Below are 15,696 nucleotides of genomic sequence, written 5' to 3' on the forward strand. Positions count from 1 at the left end.
GTATGTTACCCATCGGTAGCTTAGGTGCAAACCTCCAGGTTTTTACGGCCGCGTCCTTCGGCTGAGGAATCACCCAGAACCCGGTCACGCCCACTGCCACCCTACCGAACTATGTTCCGGAAGCATCGCGGAGGCCCCACGGCCGGAACTCACCCCCGCTCCGGTGTCCGATATGTTGGCATTTCTGCGGGCCGATCTTGGGGGGGTGCCGCCGGTGCGCAGGATGTGGGTGATCGTGGCCATGGTCGTGAGCCTGTCCGGCTGCGGCGTGGTCACCGACATGATCGCGCACCGCGCCGACGCGCCCAGCCCGCCCGCGTCACCACGGCCGGCGTCGAGCACCGCCCGCACTTCGTCCGCCGGCCCCACCTCCTCTGCCACCCCCGCTAACACCGCCACCGCCGGGACGGGGCTGACGCTCCCCGAGGCGAGGCAGGCCATGACGAAGTGGGTGGGCGAATACAACGCGACGCTGCGCAAGCGCAAATGGTGGAACAAGAACGACCTGCTCGACGCGCTGTTCATCGAGGCGGCGCTGCACGAGGGCGTGCTCGAACGCAACCACGAGATCTTCGGCTCGAAGCCGGGGCACAGGCCGATCCACGTGATCGGCACGCCGAGGATCTACCTGCCCCGGCCGGAGCTGCAGCCGTCGATCGGCGACTGGTTCATCGCGCAGGCGACCTACAAGGACACCGAGGGCCACGCCCGCCCCCACGTGCTCGCGTTCTTCCGCTCACCCGGGCAGCCGTTCAAGCTGGCCGTCGCGACCCCGCTCCACTGGGGCCGGCGGATGCCCAAGCCGCGGCTCGACGCCGACGGCTACATCACCGACATGGACAACGACATGGCGCGCGCCGTGACCCAGGAATATCTGAACTTCTGGAACAACGAGAAGAAAGAGGGCGCCTCCGGCTATCGCCTGGCCAAGGACAGCTACAGCCGCAAGGCGTTCCCCGCCGTCAACAAGGGGGCGTACGTCGCCTTCGAGGGGCACGGGGCGGTCTTCGGCTTCCGTACGTCGGACGGCGGCTCGTTCTTCCTGTTCGGCATGGTCAACAACCCCCACCACGTCAACCAGGTGCTGAGCGAGGCGCTGGTGGTGCCCCGGGGCAGCCGGACCATCCAGGAGGTCGGCGCCGACTGGTTCTCCTAGCTCGCGACCACCAGCATGACGAGCAAGAACACCACCGTGCCGACGGCCATGAGGAGCGTCACAGTGCTGAACAGCGTGCTGAGCAGCGCCCACACCGCGACGGCCCCGACGCCGCCCGCGAGATCCACCACGAGCCGCCGCCGCGACCTGCCCAGCAGCCCGAACCCCGCGTCCACGAGCAGCGCGATGCCGTAGAGCACCAGCAGCAGGAGCGACACCTCGGGCAGGTTGGCCCGCGCCGCGGCGGCGAACAGGCCGACCACCACCGCGGAGCCGATCACCCAGCGGCGGTGCAGCTTCTCGCGGTGCGCGGCGCGCGGGTCGTCCACCTCTCCCCTGCGGCTCTCCCGCGCGGGCCGGCGCTCCCGCCGGTCTCCGGGCCGCCACTGCTGGGTGGGCGCCTCCGACAGCGCGGGCCGCGCCGGCTCGATCCCGTCCAGCACCGGCGCGGCCTCCTTGAGGAGCCCGGCCAGCTCGGCCGTCTCCGGGCGGTCCACCGGATCGGTGCTCAGGCAGCGCTCCACGATCGGGACGAGCCACGACGGCACGCCCGTCAGGTCGGGCTCGCGGTGGACGACCCGGTAGGCGATCGCCGCGGCCGGCCCGGTCCCGTACGGCTGCCGCCCCGAGGCGGCGTAGGCCAGCGTCGCCCCCCAGGCGAACACGTCGGCCTCCGGTCCGGCCTCCCGGCCTTCCAGCACCTCGGGGGCCAGATAGCCGGGCGTGCCGACGACGGCGCCCGAGGCGGTGACCGAGGCCGACTCCAGCGCGCAGGCGATGCCGAAGTCGATCACGTACGGCTCGCGCTCGGAGACGATCACGTTGGCCGGTTTGAGGTCGCGGTGGACGACCCCGGCCGCGTGGACGGACTCCAGCGCCTCCGCCAGCCCCAGGGCGAGCCGCAGCAGGTCGGCCCCCGCGACCGGACCGTCGTTGGCCACGACCGCGCTGAGCGGCCTGCCCTGGACGTACCGGGTGACGATGTAGGGCCGCTCCCCCGACAGGGAGGCGTCCAGCACCTCGGCGACGTGGGCCCCGCGCACCCGGCGCATGGTCTCCACCTCGCGGGCGAGGCGGGTGATGGCGAACCCGTCGGAGGCGACGTGGGGATGCAGGACCTTCACCGCCACCGTGCGCCCGTCGGGGTCCAGTGCGAGGTGGACCTCACCGAACCCCCCGGAGCCGAGGGCGGAGACCAGGCGATAGGGACCAAGCTGTTCCGGCGTGCCCAAACTGTGTCTCCCGCTTCGCTCGTCGGGACGCTCTCATCCGATGGTCGCGCCGAAAGCGCGCGTCGAACACTTCCCTCGCCGCTCGGAGTCGGTCGTCCCTCGCTCCACTCGCTCCTCAGTCCGGGCACCGGGCGCGCCCCTCCGGCGTGCCGGTGCCGTTTCGCTCCATGCCTTGCGGTTCACTATCGGGATCGGGCCGGTCAGGTCCAGAAGGTCAGGAAGCCCAGGCCGATCCTGTCCATGATGTCGCCGATCACGCCGCCGATCAGGTTGACGACCGTGTTCTGACCCCTCTGTTTGAGGTCGGCGACGATGTGGTCCACCGCCACCGACGGCGGCCGCCAGGGGATCCACGAGGCGTCCGCCGACAGCGCCGTCATGACCGCGAACAGCGCGACCGTGCCGACCGCGATCGTCACGATCATTCCCGCGCCGGGGCTCCGGATCACCGCGCTCAGCGTCCGGGAAACCGCCTTGCGGGGGGCCTTCCCGCCGGGCAGGAGGAACAGCCCGGCCACGAAGGCGCCCGCGGCGTACGCCGCGGCGGGGTCGGGCCTGACCCCGCCGAGGTAGTGGAATCCGCCCCAAACGCACATCGCGAACATCAGGGCCAGCGGCACCTGCACCACCGTCGCCAGCCCGGCCTTGATCAGCGCCCACGGCGTGCCGAGCACCGCGAGGAGCGGGTCGGCCCCGCTGCTGCCCCGCGCCGCCCGGCGGTCGGCGAGGTCGCCGAGCAGATACTGCCCCACCCGCAGGCACAGCGCCGCCACGACGGCGAACAGGCTCACCACGACCGGCAGCAGGCAGGCCAGCGCCACGATCGTGGCCAGCAGCAGTGCCGCGAGCACGGGATGCGGGGCCCGGTAGGGGGCCCGCCTCGCCTCGGGCTCGTACGGCGTGGCAGGAGGCGGCGCGACCCGGGGCTCCGGGTAGCCCGCCACCCGCTGGTCGGTGTACGGCTGGTAGACCGGCGGCTCGTAGGGCGCGGACTGGTAGGGCGGCGGCGCCTGGCCGTACGGCAGGGCCTGCGGGTGCGCCGGGGGCGGCGCGGACTCGGGACGGCGCTGCCTGGGCGCCCGCGACTCCCTGGGCTCCCGGCGGGGCCGCTCCGGCTCCACGTAGTTCACCGGCGGCAGCAGGTCGGAGTAGCTGTCGTCGTCGGCCGGCAACATGCCGGTGCGGCTCCCGCCGACGCCGTTCAGTGTGCCGGATCCGTTCACCGGGCCGCCGTCCCTCCGCGCCACTTCGTCGAGCACGCGCGTGCCGTCCAGGATCCGCGTCCCGCCGTCGCGCGGCGGCTCGTGGGCCGTCTCCCTGAGCACGGTGACCGAGGGGTCGAGCTGACGGGTGAGCCTGAGCAGCGACGCGGCCGTGGGGCGCGACGTCGCCTCGGGCGTCATAGCGAGGCGGAGCCAGTTCCGCATCCAGGCCGGCGCGAGGTCCACCTGCGCCTTGCCTTCGAGGATGTTGTAGCAGATCGACTCGAACGTGCCCGAGCCGAACGGCGCCTTCCCCGTGGCCGCGAAGAAGACCGTGGCCGCCAGCGCGTGCACGTCGGCTGCCTGGGTGATCTCGGTGTCCCGGATGATCTCCGGGGCGAGATAGCCGGGCGTGCCGACGAACATGCCCGTCTGGGTCAGCCGGGTGGCGTTCACCAGGTGGGCGATGCCGAAGTCGATCACGAGCGGCTCGCCGTCCACGAGCATCACGTTGGCCGGCTTGAGGTCGCGGTGGATGACATCGGCCGCGTGGATGGCGACCAGGGCCTCGCACAGGCCCACCGCGAGCCGGATCACGCCGTCGTCGCTGAGCGGCCCGTCTTCCAGCACCGTCTGCTCTAAGGTCCGCCCGGGGGCGTACCGCGTCACGATGTAGGGAGCGGCGCCGGTCAGGTCGGCGTCGAGGACCTCGGCGACCCGCTTGCTGCGCACCCGCCGCATGGTCTCGACCTCGCGGGTGAGCCGGTCGCGCGCCTTGAGGTCGGTGGCGACGTGCGGGTGCAGCACCTTGACCGCGACCTCGCGCCCCTCCGCGTCAAGGCCGAGATGGACCACCCCCATGCCGCCCTCGCCGAGCTGCCGCAGCAGCCGGTAGGGCCCGATCCTCTCCGGAGCCTCAGTAGCCGACATGTCGTCCCCCGTCACCCGTTCCCCGCCTGGTTACGCAGGTCTTCCAGTCGTTCCAGTAATGACACAACGTCGATTGGGCCCCAGAAGTGCCCTGCTGTCTGATTACCCAGAAGGCTGGAGAGCGCGACCGCCGCCGTCAGCACCGCGAGGGCGCCGATCCCCCAGGCGAGCCCCCTCGCCGCCCCCTCCCCCGGCACCAGGGAGGCCAGGGTCCGCCGCATCTGCCTGCCCGGGCCCACCACTCCGGGCCCCGCGCAGATCGTCCACAGCGCCGTCGCGACCCCCCAGCTCAGCGCCGCGAGCCGGAGCGCGGACGTGTCGCCGAGCAGGATCGTGAGCAGCAGCGTCACCGGCAGCCCCAGGATCAGCGCGTACGGCACGAGCGCGATCGTGATGCCGATCGACTTCACGAGCTCCGCCGGGCGGCTCAGCACCCGCAGCACGTCGGCCGCCGCGGCGCCCGCGGGACGGCGGGAGTTGAGGTGCGGCTGGGCCAGGTCGGCGGCCCGCAGCAGCACCACGGCCGGCACGGCCACCAGGCACACCAGCAGCGGCGCCACGACCGCGAGCGACGTCATCACGACGAGCAGCAGCGCGCTCGCGATCCCGTACGTCTTGGAGCGCTGGAACAGCCCGCCGGGCGAGAACGGCATGGGCGGCGGGGGCGGCACCCGCACCGTCGGCATGAACGGCGTGGGGTTCGGCTGGTGGACCTGCGGAGTCCGCTCGTAGATCTCGGGCGCGTGCCCGAAGATCGCGTGGTCACGCGCCGCCACGTCCCCCTGCTCGTAGGACCCGTGCTGTGCGGATCCCTGCTGTGCCGTCCCGTGCTGGGCCGTCCCGTGCTGGGCCGTCCCGTGCTGGGCCGTCCCGTGCTGGGCGGGCCCGGGGGATGCCGCGCGTGCTCCCGTGGGGTCGCCGGCGACGGCCTGGCGCACCTCCTCGGAGGTCACCCGCCGGGTGGGGATGTCGCCCTCAGGGTGCAGCATCGGCGTGGGCCACTCGTCCGCCGGCCGGACAGGCGGCGCTGCGGACGGCCCGCCGGTCGCGACCCCGGGGCCCGCCACGGGCGTGCCCGGGAACGCGGGCGGCCCGGACGGACCAGAGGGACCGGACGGGCCGGTCGGCGAGGGGCGGGGCGGAGCCATCCGGGTGGGGATGTCGCCCTCGGCCGGGCCGTGCGGCGCGCTCGGACCGCTCGGGCCGTTCGGACCACTCGGGCCGCTCGCCGGACTGGTCGCCGGGCCGTTCGGCCCGAGGCCCGCCCGGCGCAGGTCCTCTCCGGTCACACGGACGGTCGGGAAGGGGTCGCCGCCCTGGCCCGCCGCCGGGGTCTCGCGCAGCAGCGAGACGAACTCCTCGGCCTTGCCGCCCGGCTGGGACGGCGTGACCGGCGGCGTCGCCACGGGCGCGACCGGCGGGCCGACCGGCGGCACCGGCGACCCGCCCGGCGGCGGCCCTGTGACCGGCCCTGTGACCGACCCTGTGACCGACCCTCTGACCGGCCCTCCCGGGCGGCCTGGCCCGGGGACCTGCTGACCGCCGGTGTCGTCCACATTGGGCACCGTCGTGATCTCGTCGGGCACGCGGGGCCTGCCGCCCGGCGACTGGGGCAGGAGCCGCGAGAGCTGCCGTACGAGCTCGGCCGCGGTCGGCCGCCGGGCCGGGTCGCGGTGGAACGCGGCACGCAGCATCGGCTGGATCGGCCCGGGGGCGGCCTCGACGTTGGCCCGGCCGGAGGTGATGTTGAAGAAGATCATCTCCAGCGTGCCCTTGCCGAACGGCGGCTGGCCGGTGGCGGCGTAGAGCACGGTGCCGGCCCAGGCGTGCACGTCCACCTGCGGCCCGGCCTCGTGCCCCTCGATGATCTCCGGGGCGAGATAGCCGGGCGTGCCGATGAACATGCCGGTCTGGGTGAGCCGGGTGGCGTCGACCGCCTGGGCGATGCCGAAGTCGATCAGCACCGGCTGGCCGTCCAGCATCAGCACGTTGCCGGGCTTGAGGTCGCGGTGGATGACCCCGGCCGCGTGCACGGCGGCGAGCGCCTCGGCCACCCCGACGGCGACCTTGAGCAGGGCGTCCAGGGGCAGCGGGCCGTCGTTCTTGACGATCTCGTCGAGCGGCCGGCCCGGCACGTAGCGGGTGACGATGTACGGCCTGCGTCCCGTGACGTCGGCGTCGACGACCTCCGCGATGTTCGGCCCGCGCACCCGCCGCATGGTCTCGACCTCGCGCGACAGGCGTCTGCGCGCGACGTCGTCGCCCGCGACCTCCGAGCGCAGGACCTTGACGGCCACCTGTCTGCCCTGCGGGTCGAGGGCGAGGTGCACCACGCCCATGCCGCCCTCACCGAGCCGCCTCAGCAGCCGGTACGGGCCCAGTCGGTCGTCCTGATTCATTGCCTAAGCACCATACCGACTAAAAGAACGCCCATGAGTGAACCATCGCGCCACATCTCCAGTCAGCACAACGGAGAAAAGACGCCGACGGTTTCCCGGCAGTCGGTCAAATGGTGAGCGCGAGAACCTCCCCACGCGTCGCCGCGACCAGCGCCTCGCCGGAAAGCGCCAGCTTGGAGCGGCGCACACCGCTGCCGATCACCACGAAAGGCCGCCGGGTCACGTTTTCGTCAACGAGCACCGGCCAGCCCTCGGGAAGGCCGATCGGAGTGATCCCTCCATACTCCATCGCGGTCAGTTCGACGGCCTCCGTCTGCGGAGCGAAGGACGCCTTCCGCGCGTCCAGGTGGCGACGGACGATTCCGTTGACGTCGGCCCGGTCGGTGGCGAGCACCATGACGGCGGCGTACCGCGTCTGCCCGCCCCGCTTGGCGGCGACGATGACGCAGTTGGCCGAGTCCTCCATCGCCACGCCGTACCGCTCGCAGAACGCGGCGGTGTCGGACAGCGCGGGATCGATCTCGGCGACCTTCACCGTGACGTCGAGCGAGGCCACGGCCTTGGCGACGGGATCGGCGAGCAGGTCCGGCCGGTCGGACGCGGGAACCCATTCGAGCGGCATTCAGCCCTCCTTGACGGCGCGCTCGTGCAGTCGGGTGACCACCCTAGAGGCAGCTCCGAGCAGGGCGGGCGTCAGCCGTACCGGCCGCTGCCGCAGGCGACCTGGCCTCCGATCATGGAGAAGAGCCCGAACACCGCCATGATCTCGTGGTAGTCGTCGGTGGTGAACTCGGTGTGCCGAGTTCCGGCGAGCCGTACGCCGGGCACGATCGAGCAGGCCGCGGCGATGGCGGTGGAGTTCCACTCCACACCGAGCGTGTACGGCGGCTCGACCACGTAGGGCCGGAAATCGGACAGCCTGCCCAGGGCACGGGCCGCGGCCTCGCGAATGCGCCGCGAGGCGACGGCCGGGGGCAGCAGCTCGGCGGAGAACTTGTCGATGCCCTTCTTCACGGCGACCGTCTCGACGTCGCCGAGCAGTTCCCTGGCCTCCTCGCACACCGCCTCGTCACCGGTGACGAGGGCGACCGGCACGCCCAGCGAGCCCGCGAAGCCGGCCACGATCCGGGTCTCGCCGCAGACCTCGCCGTTCAGGTAGACGTTCTGGATCTCCTTGCCCATCCACGTGTGGTTGAGCACCCCGTGCGGCACCCCGGCCCGTGCGTGATAACCCGCGAAGCAGGCGGCGTCCATGCCGGCGACGAGGCCCTGACCCATGCGGTGCGGCTTGCCCGGCCCCCTGATCAGCGTGGCGCGCTCGTCCAGCAGGTCGATCCTGAGGTTCTTGGTGGACCCGTGGGCGTCGTTCACCAGCACGGACGCGGCGCCCGCGTCGAAGGCGCCCTGGATCACCGCGTTGGCGTCGCCGGTCATCAGCTCGCAGCCGCGCTCGTATCCGCGGCCCCCGAGGTGCATCTCCTCGGGGTCGGTCAGCCCGGTGACCCCCTCCATGTCCACCGACAGGTAGATCTTCATATCGCCGCCCATGCCTCCACCTGGCGCTGCTCGTCCGCGGTCATGAGCCCGACCTGCTCCCGCATGTACGCGCCGACTCGTTCGCGCCAGGGCTCCGGCGTCTCGTCGATCGAGGGCGGGTAACAGCGGTCCATCCAGCGGGTGGACTCGACAGTCGCCTTGAGGTACTCCGCCGCCTTCGCGAACGGTGTGTCCTCGATCCCCGGCACCCGCGCGCAGCCGTACTCGATCGTCTCCTGGCCAGAGTACGGCGGCGGCTGCTGCCAGGCGCGTGCGGGGACCGACCGGGCGGTGAGCGTCGTCGTGATCGGCCGCCCCTCGACGGCGGCGAGGATCAGCTCCTTGCGCAGGCACTTGCCGCACTTCCGGCATGGTCCCGAGGCGTCGCCCCGCAGGCACCAGCGCACCAGGTGCGCGAGATCGGAGCCCAGCGCCATGCGCATGGTCACGGGCTCGCTCACGCCCCCGACCGGGAGCACCAGCGGGAGCCCCGCGGCCGCGTACAGCGGGGCCCATTTCCCCTGCGGCGCCCACATGGGGTTGTCCGGGGTGTAGCGGTTGACGTAGCGGTCGCTGCCGAGCCAGCGCGACCCGATCTCGTAGCCCAGCGCGACGCCGCCGAGGTCGAGGAGGTCGGCGAGGAGCAGCGCCCCCACCGTGACGGCGTGGTGCTCGGGGAAGCCGGGCCGGGGACGGCTCAGCAGGAACTCCAGGTCCGACTGGGCGATGTGGAGTTCGCGGCCGGTCTGCCGGGCGAGCTGGGCCAGCACGTCCGAGCGGTAGTGCGTCCACCGGTTGGGCACCCGGGGGTGACTGACCCGCTGGAAGTGCACGAACGGCGCGTCGGGGAACATCGCGGCCACCGCCATCGAGTCGGCGCCCCCGCTGTAGGAGATGGCGAGGCGGGTGCCGCGCCTGGCGTCCGCCCCGACCGGCCCGGCGTCCACGCCCCACGCCGTACGGAACGCCTCGGCGAGCCCGGCGGAGATCGGCCGGTCGAAGGTCACCCGCCGCCTGGTCCACGGCGCGACGACGGTCCACGCCGCGACCGCGAGCAGGTCGGGATGGGGGGACGCGCCGGCGTCCCCTGTCCGGACGTGGCAGGAGTTGGTCCGCAGTTCGACGGGGTGGCCGTCGGTGCAGGCCCCCGTCGTCTCGTCCTCCGGGTCGAGCCGGAAGACCAGCCGCCACACGTCCGCGTCACGCGTCCATCGCACCCGCACGACCGGTCACCCCGCCCGCCCGGGAGCGCCCACCCGCGCCGACAGGTCGTCGATCGCCTGCCAGATGCGCATCTCGTTCTGCAGCAGCGTGTCCACCGCCGCAGCGATCTCGGTGGCCAGCCGGTGCGCCTCGGCCGCCTTGGGGTCGGCGGCCGGGGTGGGCGCGGCGGCCGGTTTCACCGGCGCCGTGGAGATCCGCCGCAGCCGGTCGACCTCCTCACGCAGCCCCACGACCTCGCGGCGGAGCATCTGGACCTCCCAGATGGCGTCCTTCAGGTCCTGCCGGTGATCGGGTTTGGTGACGTATCGAGAGTCGAGCCGGGACAGCAGCGCCCGGCGCAGCCGTGACAGGCCCAGCACTCGCAACCGCATCATGGACCGCCACGATAGTGGCATTTTGGAGCGTTTCTTGACGCAAAATTTGAAGTCGCTCAAAGGACCCTGGGAAGCCGCGATAAGGCCGGTTCGCGTCGGTCGCGCCTCTCACCACGCAATACAGTCGGCGGTTGTGCTTTACGGCAGATCGGCGGAGACGGCCGCGATAGACGACCTGATCGCCCGGGCCGGGAAGGGTCAGGGCGGCGCGCTCGTGCTGCGCGGCGAGGCCGGTGCGGGCAAGACGGCGCTGCTCGACCTGGCGGCCTCCCGCGGCGCGCCCATGCGCGTGCTGCGCACCACGGGGGTCGAGGCGGAGGCCGACCTGGCGTTCGCCGCCCTCCACCAGTTGCTGCTGCCGGTGACCGGGCTGCTCGACGCGCTGCCGGAACCGCAGGCCGAGGCCGTACGCGGCGCGCTCGGGCTGGCCCCCGCCGGTTCGGGCGACCGGTTCCTGCTGGCGGCCGGGGTGCTGTCGCTGCTGGCCTAGGCCGCCGCGCCGGACGGGCTCATCTGCGTCGTGGACGACTTCCAGTGGGTGGACCGGCCGTCGGCCGACGCCCTGCTGTTCGCCGCCAGGCGGCTGCGCACCGAACCGATCGCGATGCCGCTGGCCGTACGCGGCGACACGCCGGTGCCGGGCCTGCCCTCGCTGGAGATCGCCGGGCTGGCCGAACCTGCGGCCGCCGAGCTGCTCGACGCCGGCTTCACGCTCGCGCCGCCGGTCAGGCGCGAGCTCGTGGCGCTGACCGGGGGCAACCCGCTGGCGCTGCGCGAGACGGCGCGGCTGCTCACGGACGCCCAGCGGGCCGGTCGGGAACCGCTGCCCGACCCCCTGCCCGGTGGAAGCCGGCTCTTCGGCGACCGGGTGGCCGCGTTGTCCGCGGGGGCACGGCTGACCGCCCTACTGGCGGCGGTCGAGAGCGATCTCGGCCTGGTGCTGCGGGCCGCCGAGCGGCTGGGCGCGGACGAGGCGGCGCTGCCCGAGCTGGAGTCGGCCGGGCTCGCGGGCGTGTCCGGGACGCGCGTGCGGTTCCGCCATCCGCTGATCCGGTCGGCGGTGTACGAGGCGGCCTCCCCCGCCGCACGCCGCGAGGCGCACGCGGCACTGGCCGAGGTGTCGGATGCGTCCGAGATATCTGAGGGAGACCGGCGGGCCTGGCATCTGGCCGGGGCCGCGCTCGGTCAGGACGAATCGGTCGCCGCCGCCCTCGCGCGGGCCGCGGAGCGGGCCCGGGACCGAGGCGGCTATGGCGCCGCCGCCACCGCCCTGACCAGGGCCGCCGAGCTCACCCCCGCACCGCTCGTGCGCGCCCGGCGGCTCACGGACGCCGCCGAGGCCGCGTGGCTCGGGGGCCGTCCCGGCCAGGCCGAGTCGCTGCTGGCCGAGGCACGCGAGCTCGCCGGGGCGGACACCGCGCTGACCATGGAGATCGCCCGGCTCCGCGGACGCTTCGAGCTCAACTCCGGCAACGCCGCGGAGGCCGTACGGATCCTCGCGGCGGGCGACACCCTGGACATGCTGGCCGACGCCTCGGAGGCGGCGTCGTACGTCGGCGACACGGCGGCCATGATCGAGATCGGGCGGCGGGCGGCGGCCTTCCCCGAAGGGTTCCTGCGCGACGTGGTCGCCGGCATCGGCGCGACGCTCGCGGGCGACGGCGGGCACGACCTGCTCAGGCGGGCGCTCGGCCGTACGGGTGAGCTGCGCGAGGCGGCCGATTTCCTGTGGGCGACGGCGGCGGCCAGCCATCTGGGCGAGGTGGACCTGTCCGCCGAGCTGGCCGAGCGGGCCGGGCGCGTGGCCAGGGTCTCGGGGATGGCCGGCCAGCTTCCCGTGGTGCTGGAGTTCGTCGCCACCGCGGAGCGGCTCGCCGGGCGCCTCGCCGAGAGCCGGGCCGTCTCGGAGGAGGGCCTGGAGCTGGCGCGCGAGGCCGGATATGCGAACACCGTGGCGGCCCACCTGGCCAACCTCGCGGCCGTGGCGGCCCTGCGCGGCGAGGAGGAGGCCTGCGCCCGGCATGCCGGGGAGGCGCTCGCCATCGCCGTCCCCCACCGGGTGGGCCTGCGCGCCGGGCTCGCGGCGTACGCCCTGGCCATGCTCGACCTGTGCCTCGGCCGGTTCGCCGCCGCCCACGACCGGTTCACCGCGATCGCCGCCGCGGGCCCGGGAGCCGGTCATCCCACCGTGGTCTGGCGGAGCACGCCCGACCGGATCGAGGCCGCCGTCGGCGCGGGCGACGCCGACGCCGCCCGTGCGGCCCTGGAGGCGTACGAGCGCTGGTCGTCCCATGCGGGGACGGCCGAGTCGCGGGCGCTGCTCGCCCGGTGCCGCGGCCTGGTCCTGCCGGACGACCAGGCGGTCGAGGCGCTCGGCGAGGCGTCGCGCCTGCACGCCAACCCGTTCGAGGCGGCCAGGACGGGACTGCTGCTGGGCGAGCGGCTGCGCCGTACGCACCGGCCGGGAGAGGCCAGGGCGCACCTGCGAGCGGCGCTGGAGACGTTCCGGCGGGCGGGAGCCGATCCGTGGGCGCGGCGCGCGTACGGCGAGCTGCGCGCGGCGGGCGAGAGCGTCCGGCCGGAAGAGAACGGGCCGGAGGAGAACGGGCCGGAGACGCCCGTGGCGGTGCCGGACGTGCGGGGGACGGCGCTCGACGCGCTCACCCCGCAGGAGCTGCGCATCGCCACCCTGGTGGCGGATGGCGCGACCAGCAAGGAGATCGCCGCCCGGCTGTTCCTGAGCCCGCGCACGGTCGAATATCACCTGTACAAGATCTATCCGAAGCTCGGCATCACCTCGCGTACGGAGCTGGCGCGGCTAGTAGTTCTACGGAAGGCGCCGGCGGCCCCGCGCAGCATGCTTTAGCCCATGCCAAACATCTGGAGTGAAGAGTTCGGGGCCGCGGCCGACGCGCCGATCGTGCTGGTGATGGGGTCGATGTCGCAGGGGATCCTGTGGCCGGACGCGTTCGTGGGCCGGCTCGTCGCGGGCGGCCGGCGCGTGATCCGCTACGACCACCGCGACACCGGGATGTCCGACGTCGTCGACTTCTCGAAGGATCCGTACACATGGGATGACATCAAGGACGACGTGCTGCGGGTGATGGACGCGCACGGATTGGACAGCGCGCATCTGGTCTGCCACTCGGCGGGCGGGCTGCTCGGGCAGCTGATCGCGGTGGAGCGGCCGGAGCGCGTGCGGACGCTCACCGTCGTCGCCTCGTCGCCGCTCGGCGGTGGTGAGGGCGCGGTGCTCATGCGGGCGCTGATGGGCGAGCCGCAGCCCGAGGGCAGCCTGCCCGAGCCCACGCCGGAGTTCGTCGCGTTCTACCGCGAGGTGATCGCCGCGCCGCCGCCGCGCGACCGGCGGGAGCGCATCGAGCGCATGATCGCGGAGGACCGCGTGCTGCACGGCACCGGCCTGCCGTTCGACGAGGACGCCTCGCGCAGGCTGGCCGAGCGCGTGTACGACCGGGCGCGGGACCTCGACGCGGCGGCCAACCACCGGCTCGCGGCGGCGGCCAAGCCCGGCTTCGAGCCGGTGGGCGTCCTGCACCGGATCGAGGCGCCCACCCTGGTCGTCGAGGGCACGCACGAGCCCGCCAAGCCGGGCCACGGGGCCGTCATCGCCGAGCGGATCCCCGGCGCCCGGCTGATGACGGTCAAGGGAATGGGCCACACCCTGCCGCCCGAGGTGCACGCCGAGCTGGCCGGCGCCGTCCTCGCCCACACGGCATGACCCGTCAGCGGCCGGTGAATTTAGGGCGGCGCTTCTCGGCGAAGGCCGTCATGCCCTCCCGGGCGTCCTGGGTCGCGAACAGGCCGGAGAACTGGAGGCGTTCGATCTCCAGGCCGGTGTCGAGGTCGGTCTCGAGGCCGTGGTCGATCGCGAGCTTGGCCGCCCGCACCGCGGCGACCGGCCCCTGGGCGAAGGTCGCGGCGAGTTCGAGCGCCGCGGTGTAGACCTCGCCGTCGGGCACCACCCTGTCGACCAGGCCGATGGCGAGCGCCTCGGCGGCGTCAACGTGCCGCCCGGTGAAGATCAGGTCCTTGGCCCGGGCGGGCCCGACGAGCCGGGGCAGGCGCTGGGTGCCGCCCGCGCCGGGGATGATCCCGAGGGTGATCTCCGGCTGGCCGAGCTTCGCGCTCTGCCCGGCCACCCGGAAGTCGGCGCACAGCGCGAGCTCGCAGCCGCCGCCCAGGGCATATCCGGTGATCGCCGCGATGACCGGCTTGCCGATCCGCGCGACCGCGGTGAAGCAGTCCTGCAGAGTGCGCGAGTGCACGGCCATGTCGGCGTAGGACATGACCGCCATCTCCTTGATGTCGGCGCCGGCCGCGAAGACCCGTTCGCCGCCGTAGACGATGACCGCGTGCGTGTTCGGATCGGCGTCCACGAGGCGCGCGGCCTCCGCGATCTCCTCCTGGACCTGCCGGTTCAGCGCGTTCATCTTCGGCCGGTCGAGCCGGATCGTGGCGACGTGCTCGGAGATCTCGACCCTGACGAATTCACCCATGGCCCCCACCATAAGGGGGAGATCAGCGGCCGAGCGGGAGGGGCCGCGAGGGCGTGGCCGCCATCGCGGCGGTGACCTCGTGGTAGACGCGCTCGTATCCTCTGATCATCACGGGCACGTCGAAGTGCCGGACGACGCGGTCGCGCACCGCGTGCGGGTCCAGCGCGGAGACCGCCTCGATCGCGGCGGGCAGCTCCTCGGGCGTGTCGCGGATGTAGCCGGTCACGCCGTCCACCACGATCTCGGGCGCCGCGCCCCGCCGCAGCGCCACCACCGGGGTGCCGCAGGCCATCGCCTCGATCATGACCATGCCGAAGGGCTCGTCCCAGAGCAGCGGGAACACCAGGCACCGGGCCCGGGAGAACAGGTCGCTCTTGAGCCGCTCGTCCGCCTCCCCCAGGTATTCGACGCCGGGCCCGAGCAGCGGCTCGATCCGTTCGCGGAAGTAGGCCCGCTCCGCCGGCTCGGTGCGCCTGCCGACCAGCAGGATGCGGCGGCCCGCCGCCCGCGCCGCCTCGATCGCGAGGTGCGCGCCCTTGTCGGGGCTGAGCCGCCCCAGCCACAGCACCCAGTCGTCCTTGCGCTCCCGGAACGGCCACGCGGCGACGTCCACCGCGTTGTGCACCCGCCCCACCCAGTTGAGGCCGGGCGCCTGGGCGCGCTGGGCCGAGGAGATGGCCACCAGGGACACGTCCGTGCCGAGGCTCCGGTAGTAGTCGCCCAGCTCCCCGCTCACGTCGCTGTGGCAGGTGACGACCGTCGGCACGAGCCGCCCCCCGGCGGTGAGCGGCCCGGCCAGCGAGTGGTCGTGGACGACGTCCACCTCCAGGCCCCGCAGGAGGCGGGCCGCCTCGGCCGCGTGCACCACCTCGGGGAAGGGCTCGCCGATCCGGTCCGAGGGCGGCTCGTCGTAGGTCCGCAGATCCACCTCGCGGCCGGCCCCGATGACGGTGACCCGGTGCCCGCGCGCCCGCAGACCACGGACCAGCGTGGCGGTCACCGCCTCGATGCCGCCGTACGCGCGGGGCGGCACGTCATACCACGGCGGGGCGATCATCCCGATGTGCAGGGCCTGTGCCATGGTGCTGGTCTTACCCCTCCCACCTGCGAAGAAAGCAGGAGGGAG

13 protein-coding genes are annotated in these 15,696 nt (G+C 73.5%); 4 read left to right on the forward strand and 9 right to left on the reverse strand.

The genetic code is table 11. The features are described 5' to 3' along the window. The first annotated feature begins 214 nt into the window (after positions 1–214). On the forward strand, positions 215–1,156 hold the full coding sequence (locus OHB01_RS03060) for a hypothetical protein (protein WP_147942961.1): 942 nt from the start codon (positions 215–217) through the stop codon (positions 1,154–1,156). Here the strand turns inward: OHB01_RS03060 and OHB01_RS03065 are convergent. From OHB01_RS03065 to OHB01_RS03095, 7 genes are all read right to left on the reverse strand, one after another. Continuing rightward, positions 1,153–2,388, reverse strand: a complete 1,236-nt coding sequence (locus OHB01_RS03065) for a serine/threonine-protein kinase (protein ID WP_142646176.1) — start codon at positions 2,386–2,388, stop codon at positions 1,153–1,155. The genes OHB01_RS03060 and OHB01_RS03065 overlap by 4 nt on opposite strands. 200 nt (positions 2,389–2,588) lie before the next feature. Next, on the reverse strand, positions 2,589–4,520 hold the full coding sequence (locus tag OHB01_RS03070; RefSeq protein ID WP_328854900.1) for a bifunctional serine/threonine protein kinase/MFS transporter: 1,932 nt from the start codon (positions 4,518–4,520) through the stop codon (positions 2,589–2,591). Between the two features lie 11 nt (positions 4,521–4,531). Next, complete coding sequence (locus tag OHB01_RS03075) at positions 4,532–6,919, reverse strand: serine/threonine-protein kinase (protein ID WP_328854901.1); 2,388 nt, start codon at positions 6,917–6,919, stop codon at positions 4,532–4,534. Positions 6,920–7,025: 106 nt separating this feature from the next. Beyond that, the gene (locus OHB01_RS03080) at positions 7,026–7,541 is read right to left on the reverse strand and encodes a YbaK/EbsC family protein (RefSeq protein ID WP_142646179.1); all 516 of its coding nucleotides are present in this window, start codon (positions 7,539–7,541) and stop codon (positions 7,026–7,028) included. A gap of 71 nt (positions 7,542–7,612) precedes the next feature. Next, positions 7,613–8,467, reverse strand: coding sequence for a M55 family metallopeptidase (locus OHB01_RS03085; protein WP_240971089.1), 855 nt, complete (start codon positions 8,465–8,467; stop codon positions 7,613–7,615). Continuing rightward, entirely contained in the window at positions 8,452–9,678 is a 1,227-nt protein-coding gene (locus OHB01_RS03090; RefSeq protein WP_147942963.1) for a DUF6395 domain-containing protein, read from the reverse strand. Before OHB01_RS03090 ends, OHB01_RS03085 begins: the two co-directional genes overlap by 16 nt. 6 nt (positions 9,679–9,684) lie before the next feature. Continuing rightward, on the reverse strand, positions 9,685–10,053 hold the full coding sequence (locus tag OHB01_RS03095; protein WP_240971091.1) for a hypothetical protein: 369 nt from the start codon (positions 10,051–10,053) through the stop codon (positions 9,685–9,687). Between the two features lie 133 nt (positions 10,054–10,186). Between OHB01_RS03095 and OHB01_RS03100 the strand changes: the two genes are divergently transcribed. The 3 genes from OHB01_RS03100 to OHB01_RS03110 are packed head-to-tail and all read left to right on the forward strand — an operon-like array spanning position 10,187 to position 13,792. Further along, complete coding sequence (locus OHB01_RS03100; RefSeq protein ID WP_328854902.1) at positions 10,187–10,543, forward strand: ATP-binding protein; 357 nt, start codon at positions 10,187–10,189, stop codon at positions 10,541–10,543. 30 nt (positions 10,544–10,573) lie between these two features. Continuing rightward, entirely contained in the window at positions 10,574–12,919 is a 2,346-nt protein-coding gene (locus OHB01_RS03105) for a helix-turn-helix transcriptional regulator (protein WP_328854903.1), read from the forward strand. 3 nt (positions 12,920–12,922) lie between these two features. Next, a complete protein-coding gene (locus OHB01_RS03110; protein ID WP_328854904.1) occupies positions 12,923–13,792 on the forward strand; it encodes an alpha/beta fold hydrolase in 870 nt (289 codons plus the stop codon). Positions 13,793–13,796: 4 nt separating this feature from the next. On the opposite strand, the gene OHB01_RS03115 is transcribed toward OHB01_RS03110, so the two are convergent. Further along, on the reverse strand, positions 13,797–14,570 hold the full coding sequence (locus tag OHB01_RS03115) for an enoyl-CoA hydratase/isomerase family protein (RefSeq protein ID WP_147942964.1): 774 nt from the start codon (positions 14,568–14,570) through the stop codon (positions 13,797–13,799). A gap of 22 nt (positions 14,571–14,592) precedes the next feature. Further along, the gene (locus OHB01_RS03120) at positions 14,593–15,651 is read right to left on the reverse strand and encodes a glycosyltransferase family 4 protein (protein WP_142646189.1); all 1,059 of its coding nucleotides are present in this window, start codon (positions 15,649–15,651) and stop codon (positions 14,593–14,595) included. Positions 15,652–15,696: the final 45 nt, after the last annotated feature.

It is taken from the genome of Microbispora hainanensis, from assembly GCF_036186745.1.
GTDB lineage: Bacteria > Actinomycetota > Actinomycetes > Streptosporangiales > Streptosporangiaceae > Microbispora.